17 protein-coding genes, 1 tRNA gene and 1 pseudogene are annotated in these 18,400 nt (G+C 68.0%); 8 read left to right on the top strand and 11 right to left on the bottom strand.

The window, feature by feature from the left end; all coding sequences use genetic code 11:
* The first annotated feature begins 338 nt into the window (after nucleotides 1-338).
* From FHS44_RS22175 to FHS44_RS22165, 3 genes and pseudogenes are all read left to right on the top strand, one after another.
* Nucleotides 339-530 (top strand): helix-turn-helix transcriptional regulator, encoded by a 192-nt coding sequence (locus FHS44_RS22175; RefSeq protein ID WP_184717589.1) that lies wholly within the window; start codon nucleotides 339-341, stop codon nucleotides 528-530.
* Nucleotides 530-1,921, top strand: coding sequence for a tyrosine-type recombinase/integrase (locus FHS44_RS22170; RefSeq protein WP_184717587.1), 1,392 nt, complete (start codon nucleotides 530-532; stop codon nucleotides 1,919-1,921). The genes FHS44_RS22175 and FHS44_RS22170 overlap by 1 nt, the downstream gene beginning before the upstream one ends.
* Before the next feature lie 720 nt (nucleotides 1,922-2,641).
* Nucleotides 2,642-3,632: pseudogene (locus FHS44_RS22165) on the top strand (IS481 family transposase).
* Nucleotides 3,633-3,924: 292 nt separating this feature from the next.
* Here the strand turns inward: FHS44_RS22165 and FHS44_RS22160 are convergent.
* The 3 genes from FHS44_RS22160 to FHS44_RS22150 all read right to left on the bottom strand — a co-directional run bounded on the left by FHS44_RS22160 (nucleotide 3,925) and on the right by FHS44_RS22150 (nucleotide 5,824).
* Nucleotides 3,925-4,000, bottom strand: a tRNA-Arg gene (locus tag FHS44_RS22160).
* A 108-nt stretch (nucleotides 4,001-4,108) separates the two neighbouring features.
* Nucleotides 4,109-4,411 (bottom strand): ArsR/SmtB family transcription factor, encoded by a 303-nt coding sequence (locus FHS44_RS22155; protein WP_184717585.1) that lies wholly within the window; start codon nucleotides 4,409-4,411, stop codon nucleotides 4,109-4,111.
* A 648-nt stretch (nucleotides 4,412-5,059) separates the two neighbouring features.
* Nucleotides 5,060-5,824 (bottom strand): hypothetical protein, encoded by a 765-nt coding sequence (locus FHS44_RS22150; protein ID WP_221461117.1) that lies wholly within the window; start codon nucleotides 5,822-5,824, stop codon nucleotides 5,060-5,062.
* Nucleotides 5,825-5,977: 153 nt separating this feature from the next.
* Between FHS44_RS22150 and FHS44_RS22145 the strand changes: the two genes are divergently transcribed.
* Together FHS44_RS22145 and FHS44_RS22140 are read left to right on the top strand one after the other, a co-directional pair.
* Complete coding sequence (locus tag FHS44_RS22145) at nucleotides 5,978-7,198, top strand: sensor histidine kinase (RefSeq protein WP_246435787.1); 1,221 nt, start codon at nucleotides 5,978-5,980, stop codon at nucleotides 7,196-7,198.
* 211 nt (nucleotides 7,199-7,409) lie between these two features.
* Nucleotides 7,410-8,051 (top strand): response regulator, encoded by a 642-nt coding sequence (locus FHS44_RS22140; RefSeq protein ID WP_184717581.1) that lies wholly within the window; start codon nucleotides 7,410-7,412, stop codon nucleotides 8,049-8,051.
* 457 nt (nucleotides 8,052-8,508) lie between these two features.
* On the opposite strand, the gene FHS44_RS22135 is transcribed toward FHS44_RS22140, so the two are convergent.
* Both FHS44_RS22135 and FHS44_RS22130 read right to left on the bottom strand, forming a co-directional pair.
* The gene (locus tag FHS44_RS22135; protein WP_184717579.1) at nucleotides 8,509-9,759 is read right to left on the bottom strand and encodes a hypothetical protein; all 1,251 of its coding nucleotides are present in this window, start codon (nucleotides 9,757-9,759) and stop codon (nucleotides 8,509-8,511) included.
* Nucleotides 9,756-10,232: a SigE family RNA polymerase sigma factor gene (locus tag FHS44_RS22130; RefSeq protein WP_312863767.1), complete on the bottom strand. Its 477-nt coding sequence runs from the start codon at nucleotides 10,230-10,232 to the stop codon at nucleotides 9,756-9,758. Before FHS44_RS22130 ends, FHS44_RS22135 begins: the two co-directional genes overlap by 4 nt.
* A 105-nt stretch (nucleotides 10,233-10,337) precedes the next feature.
* Here FHS44_RS22130 and FHS44_RS22125 point away from each other — a divergent pair, with 105 nt between their 5' ends.
* Together FHS44_RS22125 and FHS44_RS22120 are read left to right on the top strand one after the other, a co-directional pair.
* Nucleotides 10,338-11,510, top strand: a complete 1,173-nt coding sequence (locus FHS44_RS22125) for an esterase-like activity of phytase family protein (protein WP_246435786.1) — start codon at nucleotides 10,338-10,340, stop codon at nucleotides 11,508-11,510.
* A 266-nt stretch (nucleotides 11,511-11,776) separates the two neighbouring features.
* Nucleotides 11,777-12,526: an SDR family NAD(P)-dependent oxidoreductase gene (locus FHS44_RS22120; protein WP_184717575.1), complete on the top strand. Its 750-nt coding sequence runs from the start codon at nucleotides 11,777-11,779 to the stop codon at nucleotides 12,524-12,526.
* Nucleotides 12,527-12,550: 24 nt separating this feature from the next.
* On the opposite strand, the gene FHS44_RS22115 is transcribed toward FHS44_RS22120, so the two are convergent.
* Together FHS44_RS22115 and FHS44_RS22110 are read right to left on the bottom strand one after the other, a co-directional pair.
* Nucleotides 12,551-12,973, bottom strand: a complete 423-nt coding sequence (locus FHS44_RS22115; RefSeq protein ID WP_184717573.1) for a YjdF family protein — start codon at nucleotides 12,971-12,973, stop codon at nucleotides 12,551-12,553.
* 151 nt (nucleotides 12,974-13,124) lie between these two features.
* A complete protein-coding gene (locus FHS44_RS22110) occupies nucleotides 13,125-13,754 on the bottom strand; it encodes a histidine phosphatase family protein (protein ID WP_184717571.1) in 630 nt (209 codons plus the stop codon).
* Between the two features lie 101 nt (nucleotides 13,755-13,855).
* On the opposite strand from FHS44_RS22110, the gene FHS44_RS22105 reads away from it, so the two are divergent.
* On the top strand, nucleotides 13,856-14,431 hold the full coding sequence (locus FHS44_RS22105; protein WP_184717569.1) for an SMI1/KNR4 family protein: 576 nt from the start codon (nucleotides 13,856-13,858) through the stop codon (nucleotides 14,429-14,431).
* Between the two features lie 68 nt (nucleotides 14,432-14,499).
* Here the strand turns inward: FHS44_RS22105 and FHS44_RS22100 are convergent, their stop codons facing one another.
* From FHS44_RS22100 to FHS44_RS22085, 4 genes are all read right to left on the bottom strand, one after another.
* A complete protein-coding gene (locus FHS44_RS22100) occupies nucleotides 14,500-15,162 on the bottom strand; it encodes a hypothetical protein (RefSeq protein ID WP_184717567.1) in 663 nt (220 codons plus the stop codon).
* Between the two features lie 4 nt (nucleotides 15,163-15,166).
* Nucleotides 15,167-17,251, bottom strand: coding sequence for a M48 family metalloprotease (locus FHS44_RS22095; protein WP_184717565.1), 2,085 nt, complete (start codon nucleotides 17,249-17,251; stop codon nucleotides 15,167-15,169).
* A 3-nt stretch (nucleotides 17,252-17,254) separates the two neighbouring features.
* The gene (locus FHS44_RS22090) at nucleotides 17,255-17,731 is read right to left on the bottom strand and encodes a hypothetical protein (protein ID WP_184717563.1); all 477 of its coding nucleotides are present in this window, start codon (nucleotides 17,729-17,731) and stop codon (nucleotides 17,255-17,257) included.
* Between the two features lie 199 nt (nucleotides 17,732-17,930).
* The gene (locus tag FHS44_RS22085; RefSeq protein ID WP_184717561.1) at nucleotides 17,931-18,350 is read right to left on the bottom strand and encodes a hypothetical protein; all 420 of its coding nucleotides are present in this window, start codon (nucleotides 18,348-18,350) and stop codon (nucleotides 17,931-17,933) included.
* Between the last annotated feature and the right edge of the window lie 50 nt (nucleotides 18,351-18,400).

The following is an 18,400-nucleotide window of genomic DNA, read 5'->3' as shown; positions in this document are numbered from 1 at the left end:
TGAAGAGAAAAGCGCTGAAACATCTCGGCAAGTCGGCAAGTCGGCAAAGACGGCTCTGACCTGCACTAACTGTTGCCGAGATAACCCGGGTCTCAAACGGCTATCTCGGCAAGTCGGCACCCGTTGCCGAGATAGCCAGCGTTTGCCGAGATGCACTCACCCCGGCAACTCCTAAGTCGGCAAGCATCACCCCAGGTCACGGGCACTTTTGCCGACTTGCCGACTTGCCGAGATGTTTCAGCCCTCCCTGCAACAGCCGCACGACTTCCCTCTCCCTGCGATGCCCAGGCCCTCGACCACACGTCACCGCCGACCACGGACCCGGAAGGACACGCCCCATGCCCAGGGCCAGCGCCAAAAAGATCACCGTTGACTACATCTGCGAAGACCTCGGTATCAGCCGGTCCACCTTCTACGACTGGCGCACCAAGGGCCGCGCGCCCAAGTGCACCAAGCTCCCCAACGGGGACCTGCGCATCTACCTGACCGACTACGAGAACTGGCTTGAGGCCCTGGAGATCGCCGCCTGATGAAGGACATCACCTACGACGTCCGCGTCTACAAGACCGAGGTCTACAAGGGCAAGAAGGTCACCACCTACACCGTTCGCTGGAAGACCGCTGACAAGCCGTGGAAGCGCCCCTTTCGAAGGGCTGCCCAGGCCGACACCTTCCGTGGCAAGTTGCAGGGCGCTGCGAGCGAGGGAGAAGCATTCAGCCTCCTTACCGGTGAACCCGTCTCATGGGGCCGCACGGACAGCCCGCAAATGGGCTGGTATGACTTCGCGGTCTCCTACGTGGACATGAAGTGGAAAGACGCGTCGGCCAAGCACCGAGCGGGCATCGCCTACGCGCTGTCCCTGGCGACGTTTGCGATGCTGAACGGCGCAACCCGCCCCTGCTCTGACCAGGAGGTCAGGACCGCCCTTCGCCGCTGGGGATTCAACACCCGAGAGCGCAAGAAGTGCTCGGAGCGGGTGTCTGGCACTTTGGCCTGGGTGGCGCGCAACAGCCTGCCGGTCTCCTCTCTCTCGACGCCTGCCATGGCAAGAGCCCTGCTCGACGCCGCCACGTCTCGGCTCGACGGCAAGCGAGCCGCAGCGAGTACCTCCCGCAAGCACCGGGTGATCCTGTCCAACGCCATGGCCCACGCCGTAGAAATGAAGCTCCTGAGCAAGAACCCCATCCCCGATCTCAAGTGGAAAGTGCCCAAGACCACATCGCAGGTAGACCGGCGATCGGTCATCAATCCTGAGCAGGCTCGCAAGCTGCTGGAAGCCGTACGGACGCAAAAGCCCAGTGGCCCCCTGCTCATGCCGTTCTTCGCCGTGCTCTACTTCGCAGGGCTACGGCCCGAGGAGGCAGTCAACCTCCGGAAAGATGACATGATCTTGCCCGATGCTCCCGACACGTGGGGAGAGTTCTATCTGACCGGTGCGACACCGGACGCTGGTAAGGAGTGGACCGATTCCGGCCAGCAGCGCGACGAGCGCGGCCTGAAGCACCGTCCCGAGGGTGAAGGACGCCCGGTGCCGTGCGCTCCGGAACTCGTGGCCATCCTGCGCGACCACCTCAAGTCGTTCGGAACCGGCCCGGATGGACGCGTCTTCTTCGGTGTGGAAGGCAAGGTCTTGGCCACGAGCACCATCAATCGGATCTGGGGCAAGGCCCGACAGCTCGCGCTCAGCCCTGAGGAGTACGCCTCACCACTGGCCAGGCGGCCTTACGACCTACGGCACGCCTGCCTGTCCACCTGGCTCAACGCCGGGGTCTCCCCGAAGCAGGTGGCCGAGTGGGCGGGCAACAGTGTGGAGGTCCTGCTGCGCACCTACGCCAAGTGCCTCGTTGGACAAGACGAGATCTCGATGCGCCGAATCAGCGAGGTGCTAGGACAAGGACATTCGGCACAATCAGCCATATAACCGTAGATATCTAGAACTAGATCCTATTTAGGGCGTAAATACAACTGGGGCCACAGAATCTCCATTCATCCCCAGAAAAGTTTCCGTTTTAGCTACGCCACCAGGACACCACCTATATCTTGGGTGCGTCATCAAGAACGACTAAGGGATCCTTAGCTGCCACCTCCGACGTGGCTACGCGTCTGTTCACCAGGGCGCGGAAAACTCTGGAGTCTTTCTTGGGGCATGCACTGGCAAAGCGCTACAGGTACTCACCCGTGTGACGTCGGAGATCGCCCGGAGAGTGAGCTTCCTGTGGCGCTTTTTTACGTAGAAAGGAGGAGCATGGGAGCATCCGAAGAGGTCGGACGGACGGCCCGGTTCGTTGCAGCGAACTGGGGCCGTACCGTCCGAATGTGCCTGCTACTGCTGGCCATCGCCGCAGCAGTAGGCGTCTTCATCGCGGTTAAGAATCTGCCTTTGATCACTTGGTAGCGATTCCACCGAATCGTTGCGTGCGTGCATGGATTGCATGCACGCACGCAACATCTACGCTCGAAGGTATCGGATAAGCGGCTTTGGAGGTACTGGAAACCAATACCAGCACCTAGTAAGTACTAGCTGTAATGACCACAGAGGTTGAGTACGCCAAGGACACGAGCCCGATGTAGTTGAAATGAGTGAGGGCCTGCGGGTTCGGTGTGGATTGCGACATCTACGCCGAGCTTCCCGGAGGCCCTCGTGTCCCACCGTAACGCCCCGCTGAGTGAAACGGGCCGGCTCCGGCTGGCCCGCTGTGTCGTCGACGACGGCTGGCCCCTGCGCCGGGCCGCCGAACGCTTCCAGGTAGCAGTGAGCACGGCAAAACGCTGGGCCGACCGCTACCGCACACACGGCGCGGCCGGCATGGCCGATCGATCCTCCCGGCCACACCGCAGTCCCCGCCGCACCCCGACCCGAACCGAACGGCGGATCATCAACGTGCGGCTCCTGCGCCGCTGGGGGCCGGCCCGCATCGGCTACCTGCTGGGATTGCCCCCCCTCCACCGTGCACCGGGTCCTGGCCCGCTACCGGCTGGCCCGGCTGCGGCATCTGGACCGCGCCACCGCCCTGCCCATCCGCCGCTACGAACATGACCGGCCGGGCGAGTTGGTGCATGTGGACGTCAAGAAACTCGGCAACATCCCCGACGGAGGCGGCCATCGCATCACCGACCGGCAGACCGGCCATCACAACCGCAAGGCCACCACAACCGCCCGCTACAAGCACGGCAAACCCAAGATCGGCTACAGCTATCTGCACACCGCCCTGGACGACCACTCCCGCCTGGCCTACACCGAAATCCTGCCGGACGAAACCAAGGAAACCGCCGCCGCGTTCTGGCTCCGGGCCCATGCCCACTTTCGCGGCCTGGGGATCACCGTCCGCCGGGTTCTGACCGACAACGGCAGCTGCTACAAGTCCTTCCTGTGGCGCGACACTCTCACCGGCCTGGGCATCACCCACAAACGCACCCGCCCTTACCGGCCCCAAACCAACGGCAAAGTCGAACGCTTCCACCGCACCCTGGCCGACGAATGGGCCTACAGCCGCCCCTACACCTCCGAGACCGAACGCCGCCACGCGTTCGCCCCCTGGCTCCACGCCTACAATCACCACCGAGCACACACCGCACTCGGCGGCCGCCCACCCGCCAGCCGCGTACCTAACCTCTCAGGTCAGTACAACTAGCGGGGACTAGTTGAAACTTCTCGGTCGGACGGAGTCTCGGCCAACGTCCATGGTGGACGCCAGCTCTACCGCCCCGGTCCTGGCCTAGTTCCCGCGACACGAGCTGCATCATGGACGGCAAGAGCTGGACCGTTGATCGTCAAGGCAGAGCCTGCGCCGTTAGCTGATCTTCGGCACGTATTCGGCACGGCCAGCCGGAGTCGTCCAGTGTCAGCCGGACACGGCCGGACACCGGCGGAGATCCAGAGCACGAAAAAGCCCAGCTCACCGGATGGCGAGCTGGGCTTCCGCATGGCGCGGCCGAGAGGACTCGAACCCCTAACCTTCTGATCCGTAGTCAGATGCTCTATCCATTGAGCTACGGCCGCTTGCCTGTCGTTGGGGCCTGGTGGCCGTGGCGACGGGGATAACTCTACCAGGCGTGGGTGGGTGCTCTGCCAAATAATCGGCTGTGGCACCGGAGGTCCTCAAAGTCCTCAGGGGGCGGTCTTGATGATGGAGGACAGGACGCCGGGGAAGCGGGCCTCCATCTCGGGGAGGCGAAGCTCATGGCGCCGGAAGCTGCCCTCGGGGGTGACGCGCAGAAGACCGGCCTCGCGCAGGACCTTCAGGTGGTGGGAGAGCGTGGACATGCTCACCGGGACGTCGAACTGACCGCAGACCACGCCCCCGGCCTCGGCGAGCCTGCGGACGACCGTCAATCGGACCTCGTCGGCCAGGGCGCTCAGCATCATGGGCAGGGTGATCGTCGAGACGTCCGGGTGGTGGAGGGGGCGCATATCCCGCATGGTACGCATCGAGGCCTTGGCGAGCATGGGGCTGTTTGACGGGTATCGACGCATTGACGATGGCCCCGGGGATCTCGTCATCACGGTGAACGCGACGAGCTGGTGTCAGGGAGTTTCGGTGTCGGCAGAGGTCCCCGGCAAGCTTCCTGGACGGGGACCCTACGCCTCGACGGTTTCCAGAAAGCCTCTGGGAGGAGAGCTTCCTGGGGGAACCCGGGCTTCCCCCAGGAACCAGAGCCTCCGCAGAGGCAACGGGATCATGAAACTCTCGAGCTTGACCGGAACGTCTCAGCCTTTGGCAGTCCCTCCGCAGAGACAACAGGACCACGAAAACTCCCCAGGAGCTCAGCCTCAGAAGCAAGCACACCTCGTTGGAACATGAAAGCCCCAGGAACACAACCTCTGCCTCAGAAGCGAGCACATCTTCGTAGAGCCTGAAACATGAGGCTCCCCAGAAACTGGAGTGCTCCAGCAACGCCGATCGCCTCAGAAACAGGAGATCCTTGAGGAAGCCAAGCCGCCTCAGGCATGAAGCCAAGTCGCCTCAGAAGCGAAGGTGCCCTCCTGGAGGACGGGCTTCCTCAGGGCAGAGACCCCCGAAGTGTGAGGCTCTCCAGACGCAGGGAATGCCCCACCGCCTCAGGAGCGAGGGGTCCACTTGGAACCGGCCGCCTCAGGAGTCGAAGCGTGAGGGATACTGGCCTCCCCCGAAGGAGCGGGATCGGAACCGGCCGTCCCAGGGGCGGAGAAGCCTTCTGAAGTATGAGGTGCTCCAGGAACACGGTGCTGCTCCCCGGAGACACCGGCCCCCTCCGAAGGGGCGGGGTTGAAACCGGCCGTCCCAGGGGCGAAGGGACCTTCTGAAGCATGAGGCGCCCCAGAAGCACCAGCCTTCTTCGGGAAGAAGGTGTAGCTCAGGGGCCACAGGAGAGCTATGACGACGATCCTTGGCAGGACGCTCCCGAACTCCAGCAGTGCCGTGGTCCTCGACCAGTCCCCCACCAGCCACGCCAGGCCGTACAGCAAGACAGCCGCGATGGCGCAGGCCAGGACGGTGCGTAGCCACATCGTCCATTCGTAGCGGGCCCTGGCCATGCCGCCGGGAGGGGGTTTCCAAGGGGGTGGGCCTCCGGCGAAGCGGTGGGCGAAGCGTTGGTCGGCCCATCTGAGGGTCCGGTGGCCGAAGACGATCGAGTAGGCGAGGTAGCCCGCGGCCAGGCCGTGGCGCCAGTTCGCCTCCGCGCCGCCACGGATGTCGATCACCGCGGCGGCCAGCAGGATCACGTCGAGCAGCGGCACCGCGACCAGCAGCGCCGTACTGAGCCGTCGCATGCGCCACAGGTAACGCGTGGCGAGGCCGAGTCCGAGGAGGACCCAGAAGCCGATCTCACATCCGATGATCACCGCCAGAACCATGGTTCAAGGATCGGCGTCCACCCCCGGAGAGGGCATCGTCTGCGCTGACGAAGTCGGCGGACCGGTCTACATCCTTGTGTGTACGGCGAACCCGTCTGTCGCTGGATGGGGCGCCGACCTCGGGATGATGAGATGGAACCCATGAGACGGGACATCCTGTGGGCCACGGTAGCCCTGGTGATGGGGCTGATCCTGCTCGCCGCCGGCGCCTACAACCGCCGGCCGCTGTCCGCCTCCCTGCAGGACGTCGCGACCTTCCTGCCCGCGACCGTGCCCGTCCAGTTGCTCGCGATCCCGGTGCTGCTCACCTGTCTCGGTGTCGCGGTACGGCGCAGCCGCCCGGTCGGCGCCCTGGCGCTGGGGACGACGGGAATCACACTCGATCTGGTCTTCGGCTACTCCCTGGGCACGATCATCATCTTCACCGACAACCTCTACGCCGCCACCCTGTACGGCCCGGCCAGGTTGGGCAGGTGGCTGTTCGGCGTCATCTCGGCCGTGGCCATCGTCAGCGGAGCCATGATCGCGTTCTTCTTCCACGATCTGAGGCTCTTCGCGGTCACCACGGCGGAACTCGGCCTGATCGGGACCATGCCGGTCGCCACCGCGCTCATCGTCAGGCAGTTCAGGACCCAGGCCGAGCTTGAGCGGGCCAGGGCCGAGCAGGTCGCGCGGCTGGCCGAGCTCGACCGGCGGGAGGCGGTCGAGGCCGAGCGGGCCAGGATGGCCCGTGAGCTACACGACATGATCGCCAACCACTTCAGCGCCATCGCCATCCAGTCCACGGCGGTGCTCTCCCGCAAGGATCTCGACATGGCGACCGTGCGGGGCATCCTCGAGTCGGTCAGGGAGAACAGCGTCCAGGGCATGGCCGAGATGCGTTCCATGATCGGACTGCTCAGGCAGAACGGCGAGAAGGCCGAGGCGACCCGGCGCCGGGTCGCGGAGGCGGACGAACTGGCGACGCGGGCCCGGGAGGCGGGTCTTGACGTACGGCTGCGCGTCGAAGGCGAGCCCAGGGAACTGCCCGCGGCTGTCGATCTCGCTGGATACCGGATCATCCAGGAATCACTCACGAACGCCCTCAAACACGGCGGGGAACGGGTCGATCTGACGGTCGAGTACGGCGCCGGGACGATCATCCTGGTCGCCGACAACCCGGTCGGGGCGTCCCGGAGGGCCCTCAGACGGCACGGCTCCCCCGACCTGCCCAGCGCCGGGGCCGGGATCGTCGGGATGCGGGAACGCGCGAGCCTGGTCGGCGGCTCCTTCGAGGCCGGGCCGTACGAGGACGGCTGGCGCGTCCACGCCGAACTGCCAACGAAGGAGTCCTCGGTGCTACCCGGCGGGAGGGTGCTGTGACGATCCCCGAGGCCGGGCCGTACGGGAGCGGCGAGGACCACGGACCCGGGGGCGGTCCTCAGGGCTGGGCCGTACGAGGAAAAGCAGTGCTGCTCGGGGGTCGTGACGGTCCTCAAAGCCGCACGAGGCTGCGGTTTCCGGGCCGGGCCGCACGAAAAGGTCCTGCGAAAGGCGGCGCGGACCGTACGAGGAGCCGGGAGGGGAGGTCGCTGTGACGGTCAGGGTTCTTGTCGCTGACGATCATGCGGCGGTGCGGAGCGGGATCGTGCTGATCCTCGACGGCCACGACGACATCGAGGTGGTCGGGCAGGCCGAGGACGGGGAGCGGGCCGTGGCGATGGCCCGTGACCTGCGGCCCGACGTGGTGCTGATGGACGTCAGGATGCCCAGGCTCGACGGTATCTCCGCGACCCGCGCGCTGAGCGGGATCACGGACGTGCTGATCCTGACCACGTTCGACCTCGACGAATATGTCTTCGGCGCGCTGCGGGCGGGGGCGGCCGGGTTCCTGCTCAAGAACACCGACGCCGACGGACTGGTCGAGGCGGTCCGGGTGGTCGCGCGGGGGGACGGGCTGATCTCCCCCGCGGTGACCCGGCGGCTGATCGCGGCGTTCAGGGGGGCGGCTCCCCCGCGCGGGCCGGTGCCGGAGGTCGGCGGCCTGACGCCGCGCGAGCGCGAGGTGCTGGCGTGCATCGGGCGAGGCCTGTCCAACGCGGAGATAGCCGTCGAACTGGACATGGCGGAGGCGACCACGAAGACCCACGTCAGCAGGCTGCTGAACAAACTGGGCCTCCGCAGCCGCGTCCAGGCCGCCATCCTCGCCCAGGAACTCTCCCCCGACCAACCATGACTCCCGGCGCCCGCGCCACATGAGCATCCAGTACGGCTGCGCCCGGCCCCACCCGCGTCCTCATACTCCCGCCAGGCCGGTTGACCTCTCTCCCGCGCTGGCTCAACTCGTGACAACCACCCGGCCCGCACCACACCAGGCCCAGTACGGCTGCGCCCCACCCCACTCGTGACGACCACCCCGCCCGCGCCCGGCCCCGCCGTACTCGTGTCCCCGTGCCTGGAGTTGTGAGCCAGGGAGGGCCAGGAGGTTCATGACGAGGTAGTGCTGGCGGCATTTGCTGAGTTTTCCCTGGCAGGCGTTCTGGAGGAGGGGGAGTCCGTATAGCCGGGCGATGAGGGAGAGAAGGGGGCGCCGAACCAGCTTCCGCAGTCCTTGGCCAGGCCGGGTGACCCCCTCTCCCGGTGGTCACCCGGTCCGCGCGTGGCCTCGCCGTACTCGTGTCCTGCCGGAAGGGCTATGAGGCAGGTAGGGCCAGGAGGTTGATGACGAGGTATTCCTTCTGGCACTTCGCGGGCTTTCCCTTGCACGCCTCCCCGGAGGGGGGGTCCGTGTAGACGAGTGAGGGAGGGGAGGAGGAGACGCCGACGCCGAACCAGCTTCCGCGGTCCTTGGCGAGGCCGCCGATTCCCCCTGCCAGGCCGGTCTCCGGGTCGTAGATGACCGCCGCGTAGCGGTCCCCCTGGGTCATGCCCACGAACCCGGTTCTGGCTCCCGACAGGGAGGTCATCTCCCAGGAGGAGGTGCCGGGCAGGGTCCTGCGGTCGCCTCCGTCGACGCGCTGCACCACGCTTCCCTCCCCCAGGGTGCCGGCGCACCAGACGAGGCTGCACCGGACGCCGTCCGCCCCCTCGGGAAGGTTGACGGGGATGGTCTGCCCTGTGGCGAGGTTGACGAGTTTCGTCTGGTTTCTGGAGCGGTCCTCGGAGGCGTCGGACGCCCAGGGCCACGAGACCAGACTGAGCCCCTCCCCTCCCGGCACCGGCTGGGGGGTGCCGCCCTCCAGCGGTATCCGGTACACGCCACCGCCACGCACCGACCACATCAGGGAGTCCCGTGTGACGCCGATCCGCTCCACGTCGGCGAGGGCCCCTGTGACCTCGCCGACCTGCCTGGCCGTACCGCCCGATCTGGGGGCCACCCAGAAGTCGGCCCAGGTGGATTTGCCCTGGACGTTGCCCCACCAGGCGACGGTGTCGTCCCCCACCTCGACGGCCTGGGCGTAGTAGCGCCGCTTTCCCTCGGGGGAGGGCACCTGGACGAGTGGCGTGCCGCGGCCCGTCGTCGTGTCGTAGGTGTCCAGCCTGGCCGCCTTCTCGAAGGAGGACTCGGCGATCAGCAGCAGTGTCGTCGGACCCAGCGCCGCGACCGGCCGGTAGGTCAGGCCGTCCGCGGCCTTCTTCGGGATCGTGGTCACCGCCTCGGGCCAGACTTCGGAGGCGGGCCGTACGGCGAACTCCGCAGGTTCCTCCGAGGGCCCCTGGGCCGCCGGGGAGACCGGTTCGCTCGCGGTCGGGAGGGCGTCCCTGACGGCGACGGTGCCGCCCACCGCGATCGCGACCACGGCCGCGCAGGCGAGTGCCATCCGCGTCCTGTGGGCGCGCCGCCTGACCCGGACCGCCCCGGCCAGGTCTCCGTCGGGGACGGGCGCGCGTTCGGCGGCGTCGGCCAGCATGCGGACAAGGTCCGCCTCGGTCCTGTCGTTCACTGCAACGCCTCCGCCTTCACGGGGTCCATCCGGATCCTGAGCTTGTCGAGGGCGCGGGACGCCTGGCTGCGTACCGTGCCGCGGGAGATGCCGAGCAGGTCGGCGATCTCCTGGTCGGGAAGGTCCTCGTAGTACCGCAGGACCAGCACGGCCCGTTGTTTCGGCGGCAGGTCCCGCAGTTCGTCCCACAGGCCTGTCTCGTCGGGACGGGCGTCGGTGTGGGTGCCTTCGGGAACCGTCGCGACCAGCCGTTCCCTGCGCAGCCTGCGCCAGATGCTGATGTGCAGCCGCGCCATGGTTGTACGGACATATCCCTCCGGATCATCTTTTTTCTTGATCCGTGGCCATGCGTTCCCCAAACGCATCAACGCCTCCTGGGTCAGGTCGGCGGCGTCCTCCGCGTTGCCGGTGAGGACGTATCCGTACCGGTACAACGCGTCCCCTCGCGCGGCGACGAAATCGGCGAATTCCACACCCCAGGGACGTATGACACCGCCCATCTGTTGCATCCCCCGAGATTTTCCGTACGGCCCGCGGCACACCACCGCCCGTTCACGCACGATGCCTAGCGTGCCGACATGAGACGACGCATGGCGATCACGGTCGGCGCGGCCGTACTGGCACTGGCGACGGCAACCCCCGCGGCGGCCAACCACCCCGGCGACCGCAGGGCCGTACTGACAGGGTTCGCCTCGCTGCCCGCGCAGACCTTTGTGCCCGGCAGTGAGCCCTCCGGCGCCCAGCTCGGCACGGCCCCGGTCAACGGGGTGACCCCGCCCTTCCCCGGCCAGCCGGTGCAGGGCTTCAGCGGGGTCGTACGGCGCGGCGACGGCACCTTCGAGGTGCTGTCGGACAACGGCTACGGCGCCAGGGCCAACAGCGCCGACTTCCTGCTGCGGGTCCACCGGATCAGGCCGGACTTCCGGCGCGGAACGGTCAGGGTGCTCGGCGGGTTCGACCTGAGCGACCCCGAAGGCCGGGTGACCTGGCCGCTGACCCGCCCCGACCGCAAACTGACCGGCGCCGACTTCGACGTGGAGTCGATCGTGCGGAGCGGCGACGGGACCTACTGGATCGGCGACGAGTTCGGCCCGTTCCTGCTGCACTTCTCGGCCAGGGGAAGGCTGCTCGACGCGCCGGTCCCGCTGCCGGGCGTCAGGGCGCCGGAGAACCCGTCCCTGAACGGCGAGCAGCCGAACCTCGCCTCCAGCAAGGGCTTCGAGGGCATGGCCCGCTCGGTCGACGGGCGCGTCCTCTACCCGCTGCTTGAGGGGACCGTGGCGGGCGACCTCGCGGGGACGCTGCGGATCAACGAGTTCGACCTGCGCTCGCGCTCCTACACCGGCAGGCGGTGGACCTACCGGCTGGAGAGCCCGGACAACGCGATCGGCGACATGATCGCGGTGGACAGGAACCGCTTCCTGGTCATCGAGCGGGACAACCTCCAGGGGGACTCGGCGGCGTTCAAGCGGATCTACCAGATCGACCTGCGCGACGGGCGCAAGACCCTGGTCGCCGACCTGCTCGACCTGGCCAACCCCCGTGGGCTCGGCGGGTTCGGGGAGACCTTCCGCTTCCCGTTCCAGACCATCGAGGACGTGGTGATCCTCGACGACAGGACGCTGGGCGTGCTGAACGACAACAACTTCCCGTTCTCCGCGGGCCGTACTCCTGGAAAGCCCGACAACGACGAGTTCATCACCGTACGGCTGCCGCGCCCGCTGGGGGCCGACCCGCGCGTCCAGCGCTGACGGGCTCCGAGGCCGCGGACCCTCCCCGGCAGGAGGGGAGAGCCCGCGGGGTCCGGAAGCCCGCCACCCCTTTTTTGTGCGAAACGAAAATGACATATATAGGGCGTCCCTTACAAGCCTCAACCGGATGACCGTTGACAGTCCTTGAGGGGAGCGGAGTATGGAGGGGCGGGGTCAGGCGCCGCCCGCACCACCAACGCACGTCCGGGACCCCTGCCCCGGTGCTTCGATGTTTCGTAGTGAACCGACCGGTTGAGGGGATTTTCATGGATCTGGGACTTGACGGCCGCACGGTGATCGTGACCGGAGCCTCGGGTGGGATCGGCAGGGAGGTGGCGCGGGGTTTCGCCGCCGAGGGGGCCGACGTGGTGCTCACCTACCGCAGTTCGCCCGAGGAGGCGGGGCAGGTGGCCAAGGAAATCGGTGAGCGCGCGCTGGTCGTCCCCTACGATCTCGGCGACTCCGACTCGGCCCGCACCCTGGTCTCGGCCACGCTCGAATGGACGGGCCGGATCGACGTGCTGGTCAACAACGCCCTGTTCACCGTGGGATGGAGCCCCGGCGAGTCCTTCGAGAAGGTGCCGGACGAGGCCTGGCGTGAGATGTTGCGGCGCAACGTCGAGGGCTACCTCGATCTGAGCAGGCTGGTCACCCCGGGGATGCGCGAACGCCGTTTCGGACGTCTTGTGCACATCTCCAGCGGACTCGTGGACGAGGGCATGGCCGGTTCCGAGTACTACACGACGGCCAAGGCCGCGGTGCACGGCTTCAGCCGGTCGGCGGCCTTCAGCCTCGGCAGGGACGGCGACATCCTGTCCAACGTCGTCCTGCCCGGCCTCACCGCGACCGAGCGCAACCAGGAGCGGATCGAGCCGTTCAGTCAGCGCTACGTCAACCTGGCGGCCATCGGCCGACTGCTCGACGCCCGCGAGGTGGCCAACGCGGTCGTCTATCTCGGCTCGGCCGCCAACACCGGCATCACCGGTCAGACCATCTCCGTCACCGGCGGCGTCTAACACCCCGTCCCTGGCAAGTCCCGGTCAGGTGTCGCGGCGGCGTTCGATGCGCTTGCGCCGGGCGACCTCGCGTTTGTACTCGGCCAGCTCCCGCTTCCTCTCGCGTTTGTCGGTCGCCGCCTCACGCTTGCGGCTCTCAAGCTCGATCCGCATCGCCTCCTGCGAGGCCGTACTCCTGGTGGAGATCCTGGCGGCCTGGCGGGCGGCGAGCTTGGCGGCACGCTTGGGGTTGGTCCGCCGCTCGGCACGCTCCCCGGCCGGTACGGCGCGCGAGCCCGCGGCCTGTGCGAGCAGGGCGCTGCCGTGCCGCATCAGGAACTCGTACAGCTCCGGGTCTGTCGGTTCGGAGCCGAGGACGAACCGCGTCACACGCAGCTCGTCGCCCTCGACCATCTCCAGGACACCGACCCAGAAAGGTCCCTCGTAGTAAACGGACAGCGAGATCACGACGCCCTCCCAGGTGTATGCCGACCAACGGCCTGACGAGACCGTTTTCCGACACACCGGACATCCCTGGAGAGGGCGGTTACGAGAGCGACAATGCCCGGGCTACCAACCGGACCGCGTTTTCGTGTGCGATCACATGGTACGCCCCGTTTCAGGTTTCGTTGAAGCGCGTGAGCGTCCACCGGGGCGGCGGCCACTGCCCGGGATCCTCGTCGGTGACCCATTCCGTCACCGAGGCCGGGGAGACCTCCAGGTCGAAGGACCGGTAGGCGGGCAGCAGCCCGAGCGCGTTGAAGGAGACCTCGACCGTCTCCGCGTGACCGACGACGATGACGGTCTCGCCACGGTGGCGGTGGGCGAGGTCGGCGACCGTACGGCTGACACGCGTCACCAGTTCGGCCCAGCTCTCGTTGCCCACCTGGAAGGGCCGGTGGACCCCGCCACCCTCGGCGGGGAAGCGCCGCAGGAACTCCTCGTTGGACAGGCCGTCCGCCTCCGGTGGGATGTGCCAGGTGCACAGCCCGCAGTCCTGGGAGTCCCGGGAGAAGGGCAGACCGCAGACCGCCGAGATCGCGGCGGCCGTCTCGACAGCCCGGGGCAGGACGGAGGAGTAGACCGACGCCCCGGTCCCGGCTATCTCAGCGGCAAGCCGCCTCCCGAGCCGCCGCGCCTGCTCCCTACCGGCCACCGTGAGCCCTCGGCAGCTTCTGGGACCGCCCGTCACACCTTCTTGTTTGTGCAGGGAGTCTCCGTGCCTGACGAAGAGAAAACGAGTTCTCATGGGGCCGAGTGTGCCCGGACCTGTTTCCTGTCTGGTACGGCACGGCTGGCTCTCCGGTCTCGGGAGCTGAATGTCGGGACACGCCCCTATCTTTTTCGTCCATGAGCACCCCCTCCCACGACTGGCTCGATCTTCTACGTACCGGTAGCGAGAAGATCCTTGAGCGGGCCTACCAGGACAATCCCGAGGACCGGAAGTACGAGGACCGAGACCCTCAGCGGCTGGGCTCGACCGGTGCCGGTGAGCAGGAGATCGCCCAGGCTGAGGAACGTCTCGGGATCACCCTTCCGCCCAGCTACCGGCTTTATCTCCAGGTCGCCAACGGTTGGGACATCGTCGGCTACGGAGCAGGACACCTCGCATCCACCACGGCAATCGGCTGGCTCCGAGACGTGGATCCAGGACTGACCGAGGCATGGCCCCCCGGGCCTCCGGTGCCCGACGAGGAGTACTTCATCTATGGCGAGGAACAAGACTGCTGCCTGCACCTTCGGACCGAGTACATTCCAGACACTCTCTGGATCGGCGAACACGACGACGGCGTCTTCCTGCTCAATCCGCATATCAAGACCGCCGAAGGCGAGTGGGAAGCCTGGTTCATGGCCCCATGGATGCCCGGAGCCTCCCGCTTCCGATCGTTCTGGGACCTGATGCAGGACCAGTACCGCGGCTCCTGACCTCGCCGTTTCCAGTTGGCACAACTTCCACGGCCCTGAGATCGGGACGAAGACCTACAGAACAGGCTCTAGAACCCGGCCGTGCGGAGTCTCTCGATCGCTCGGGTGGCGATCGTCTGGGCGGTGGTGGCCTCAGGGGGGCGGAAGGCGAGTTGGCTGAGGACCATCAGGACGTCGCCTGCCCTGGCCAGGACCAGGACCTCGCCGTAGGCCCACTCGCCGTTGACGTTCACGGTGATCCACAGGGCCCGGCTCCGGTCGCCGAGGGGGGCCATGGTGATCGGGGTGACCCGCACCGTGGAGACGGACGGTCGCTCACCCCGGTAGGCGAGGTCGAAGGACGAGCAGCGGGGCAGCACCCCCAGGACGCGGTCGAGGTCGTGGTCGGCGATGGTGGCCGTGGGGTAGCGCCGCAGGTTCTCCAGGATCCACGGCCCGAAGGGGCCCTCGGCGGCGAACCCGGCCGTGGCGTACTCGACGCCTCGGTAGCGGAAGCGGTTGAACTCCAGTTCGTCGAGGATGACCGCGCACTCCGGGCTGGTGCTCGCGCTGTAGGGCTCGTACTCGGGCCTCCAGGGGGCGTAACCGGCGGGCAGGTCGGCCAGGGTGAGCAGGCCACGGCCGAGCGCGGGGGCAGGCGCGGGCGCGGTGCCGTGGGTGGAACCGCTCAGCAGTGCGAGCAGGAGAGGGACGACCAGGAGGGTACGGCCAAGCGTCCCGGCACGGGACATGGCGTCACCAGCCTTCTGTAGGAAACGGGGAGACGGGTTCGGGGACCGGTGCGCCGCGATAGCGCCTGAGGTGGTCGCAGCGTCTGACGAACGCGGTCCACGCCAGTCCCTCCAGGTCCTGGGACCGGATGCGGGCACCGCGCAGGAACAGCTCCCCGGCCTGACGCAGCAGGTCGTCGTCCGAGCCGCGCAGCACCTCGCCGAGCCGTTCCTTGGCGGCGTGGTCGGCCGGGGCACCCGCGGCGGCCGACCCGACGGTGTAGAGCCCCAGGCAGATCACCCCCGCCTGGGGCGAGTCGGGCAGCGCCGCCTGTGTCGTCACGGACAGGACGGGCGCGGGCGAGAGGAACGGCAGCCCCAACGAGAGCACGAGGGCGACGCCGAGGGCGAGCAGGAGCGGGGCCGTACGGGGACGCGGGGTGCGAGGAGGCAGGGCCGTGCGGGAGCGGAGATACAGGGTGAGCCGGGACAGGGCCGTGAGGGGACGCGGGAGCGGGAAGGGTCGGGCCGTACGAGAAGGCGGGGTGGGAGGAGGCGGGGCCGTACGAGAACGGCGGATGGACCGGGGCGGGGGCGTGAGGGGGCACAGGGCGAGGAGGGTGAGGGTCAGGAGGAACAGGGCGGTCTGGGGGGTGATCAGCAGGTGGATGAGGGCCGCGGCGCTCCACTGTTCCGATGCCGCCAGGCGGGCGGCCAGGGACCAGGTGCCCATCACGACGGCGAGCATCAGGGCCGCGAGCGGGGTCGCGTACCGCCAGGCGCGCGTCCCCATCCGGGGTGTCCACGTGCGCGAGGCCAGGGCGAACCAGCCGGTCACCGCGGTGGTCAGCACCAGGAGCGTCGCCGTCATCCAGAGCGCGGTGATCGGTGGGATCCCGGTCGGTTCGGCCACGGCCGTGAAGTCGGGTGCCTCGGGGATCCAGCGGCTCCACCGGACCCCCGACCTGGGCGCGAGGACCAGCCCGGCCACCAGCCCGGCGCCCAGCGCGAGACCGCAGGCCAGGGCCCGTTCCAGGGTGAGGATCCGCGCCGCCCCCGCCCGCCAGACGGCCAGGCCGACGATCCCCGAGACGGGCACGGCGGCGAGGAGACCGGCGGCCCAGTAGGTGACGAGCGGCGGCACGGGCAGTACGGCCCGCAGGCTCACGCCGAGTTCGGTGACGACGACGCCCGCCGCGATCCCGGTGACGAGGGCCTCGACGGCGGAGGGCCGCAACAGCAGGTCCGGGTCGCGCAGCACCTTCAGACGGCGGTCGAGGGGCGGGTGCAGGCGCAGCAGGTGACGGCGTTCCTGTTTTCCGTCGGTCAGCAGGTCGAGCATGTCGCGGGGCCGCAGGCCGCCGCCCCACAGGTCGGCCTCGTGCTCGCGCGTCCTGACCACGGCGGCCCAGGTGCCCGCGAGCAGCAGCGCGACCACGAGGTCGCGCCAGGTGACGGCGAGCGCCGGGGCGAGGTCGGTGGTCAGCGCCGCGGAGAGCCCGACCGGCACGATCGTCACCAGCGCCAGGCAGGCGGCGGCGAGGACGGCCAGGTAGGTACGGTCGACGTCCCGGTTGCGCAGGTGGCCGAGCTCGTGGGCGAGCGTCGCGGTGACCTTCGCGGTGTCCGTCAGGGTGTAGAGGCCGGTAGCGGCGGAGAGCATGACGCGGTGTCGGGGGCGGCGGCCGTAGGTGAACATCCACAGCGACAGGCCCCGGGTGCTGACCATCAGCGTCGGCGTCCGTTCGAGACCCGCCTGCTCGACGGTTTCTCGTACGGCCTCGGGCCAGGGGTCGAGCGGGCGGGCGCCGTGCCAGCGGGTGATCACGGCGGGCGCCACAAGGTAGGTCGGCACGACCAGGACGGCGACCAGTGCGGGACCGGCCAGCGGGACCAGTGCCTGGAGCACCAGGGTCCGGGTCGTGCAGTCGAGGAACTCCCCGAGCCCGGTCAGCGCCCCGCAGGCGCGGTTGCGCTCGCTCCAGCCGTCCTGGAGGAGCACCAGGAACCAGTAGCCGCCGAAGAGCGCCCCCGCCGCGACGGTGAGGAACAGCAGGCGCAGGCGCTCGAAGCTCGGCGGCGGCAGACCGGACGCGCCGCTCCCCGCCACGGGTCAGCCTTCGGGCTCGTCAGGTCGTGGGTCGCGTTGGAGTTCACCTACTACGGCGTCGGCCAGGAGTTGGGCGCGGGGCCGCGGCAGGCCCATCGCGAGGGCGCGGGACAGGACGGACTCCCCGATCCTGCGGCGTTGCAGGTCGTCGAAGGGCGGCAGCGGTTCCTCGACGATCTGCGCCTTCCCACGCCGGGCAACCCGTCCGACGAGGCCGCGTATCCCGGCGCGGGTCTGGTCGGACAGTTCGTCCTTCGCGGCGTCCAGTACGGCACCGCCGACGAAGGAGATGACCACGGGCGCCCAGGCGGTGACCTCGGTCAGGATTCCCGAACCCATGAGACGTTCCCTGGAACGCTCGCTGTCGGTGGGGTCCTTGACGTAAACCGCCCAGAGCTGGGGCAGGTAGGGAAGTTCTTTGGGTCCGAGCCGGGTGAGGACCGCCTCGACGATCTCGTAGGCCGTGCGCCGTTGCGACACTGACGCTCCCGATGCCAAGGGGAATAAGGCGTATCAGAAGCTACTCCTCCCGATGGGGAATCGCGCCATCTGTCGCGGTATTTTCGGCAGATGAGCCATACCAAAACTGAATATTAACCTTTAAGGAAGATATATCCCTCAAGAGCGATATTTCGTCGTATGGGGGAGGAATCTCTGAGGTCGGGGACGTTCACCCGGTTCAGGAAGTGTTTTCCCCGGAGGGGCGGATCGTCCAGGAGAACTGCGTGGTGGCGAGTACGCCGAGCAGGACGGCGGTCACCGCCAGCAGGACGCGTAGCCGGACGTCGGCCCCCAGACCGATGATCGCCCAGGTGAGGAAGGCCAGAGCCGTGACACCGTTGGCGACGGCGACCGCGCGGACGGCGGCGGGGATGGGCCTGTCGCTCAGCCACCACAGCAGCGCGGCCGCCAGGAGTAGGGCGATCGCGACCACCAGCAGCACCGGTGTGGACAGCCAGGACGGTACACGCCACCGGTCGGTGCCCAGGAGCCCGTACGCCAGGATCACGCACACCACCGTCAGCACCGTCTCCAGCCCGGCGTCCAGCCGCAGCAGCCACCGCACGTCAGGGACCGTGGCGCGTGTCGTTGTGGACACTCTCATCATGATTTCCCCCTTCCCGTCGCAGTGTAGCGACCGCTACATGG

Source organism: Streptosporangium saharense (assembly GCF_014203715.1).
Taxonomy (GTDB): domain Bacteria; phylum Actinomycetota; class Actinomycetes; order Streptosporangiales; family Streptosporangiaceae; genus Streptosporangium; species Streptosporangium saharense.
The sequence above is the reverse complement of the archived record's forward strand: the minus strand, read 5'-3'. Positions and strand labels throughout refer to the sequence as shown.

Coding starts and splice junctions, on each gene's coding strand:
- FHS44_RS22175 (WP_184717589.1), top strand. CDS start 339: ATGCCCAGGGCCAGCGCCAAAAAGATCACCGTTGACTACATCTGCGAA.
- FHS44_RS22170 (WP_184717587.1), top strand. CDS start 530: ATGAAGGACATCACCTACGACGTCCGCGTCTACAAGACCGAGGTCTAC.
- FHS44_RS22155 (WP_184717585.1), bottom strand. CDS start 4,411: ATGCGCCCCCTCCACCACCCGGACGTCTCGACGATCACCCTGCCCATG.
- FHS44_RS22145 (WP_246435787.1), top strand. CDS start 5,978: ATGAGACGGGACATCCTGTGGGCCACGGTAGCCCTGGTGATGGGGCTG.
- FHS44_RS22125 (WP_246435786.1), top strand. CDS start 10,338: ATGAGACGACGCATGGCGATCACGGTCGGCGCGGCCGTACTGGCACTG.
- FHS44_RS22120 (WP_184717575.1), top strand. CDS start 11,777: ATGGATCTGGGACTTGACGGCCGCACGGTGATCGTGACCGGAGCCTCG.
- FHS44_RS22110 (WP_184717571.1), bottom strand. CDS start 13,754: ATGAGAACTCGTTTTCTCTTCGTCAGGCACGGAGACTCCCTGCACAAA.
- FHS44_RS22105 (WP_184717569.1), top strand. CDS start 13,856: ATGAGCACCCCCTCCCACGACTGGCTCGATCTTCTACGTACCGGTAGC.
- FHS44_RS22100 (WP_184717567.1), bottom strand. CDS start 15,162: ATGTCCCGTGCCGGGACGCTTGGCCGTACCCTCCTGGTCGTCCCTCTC.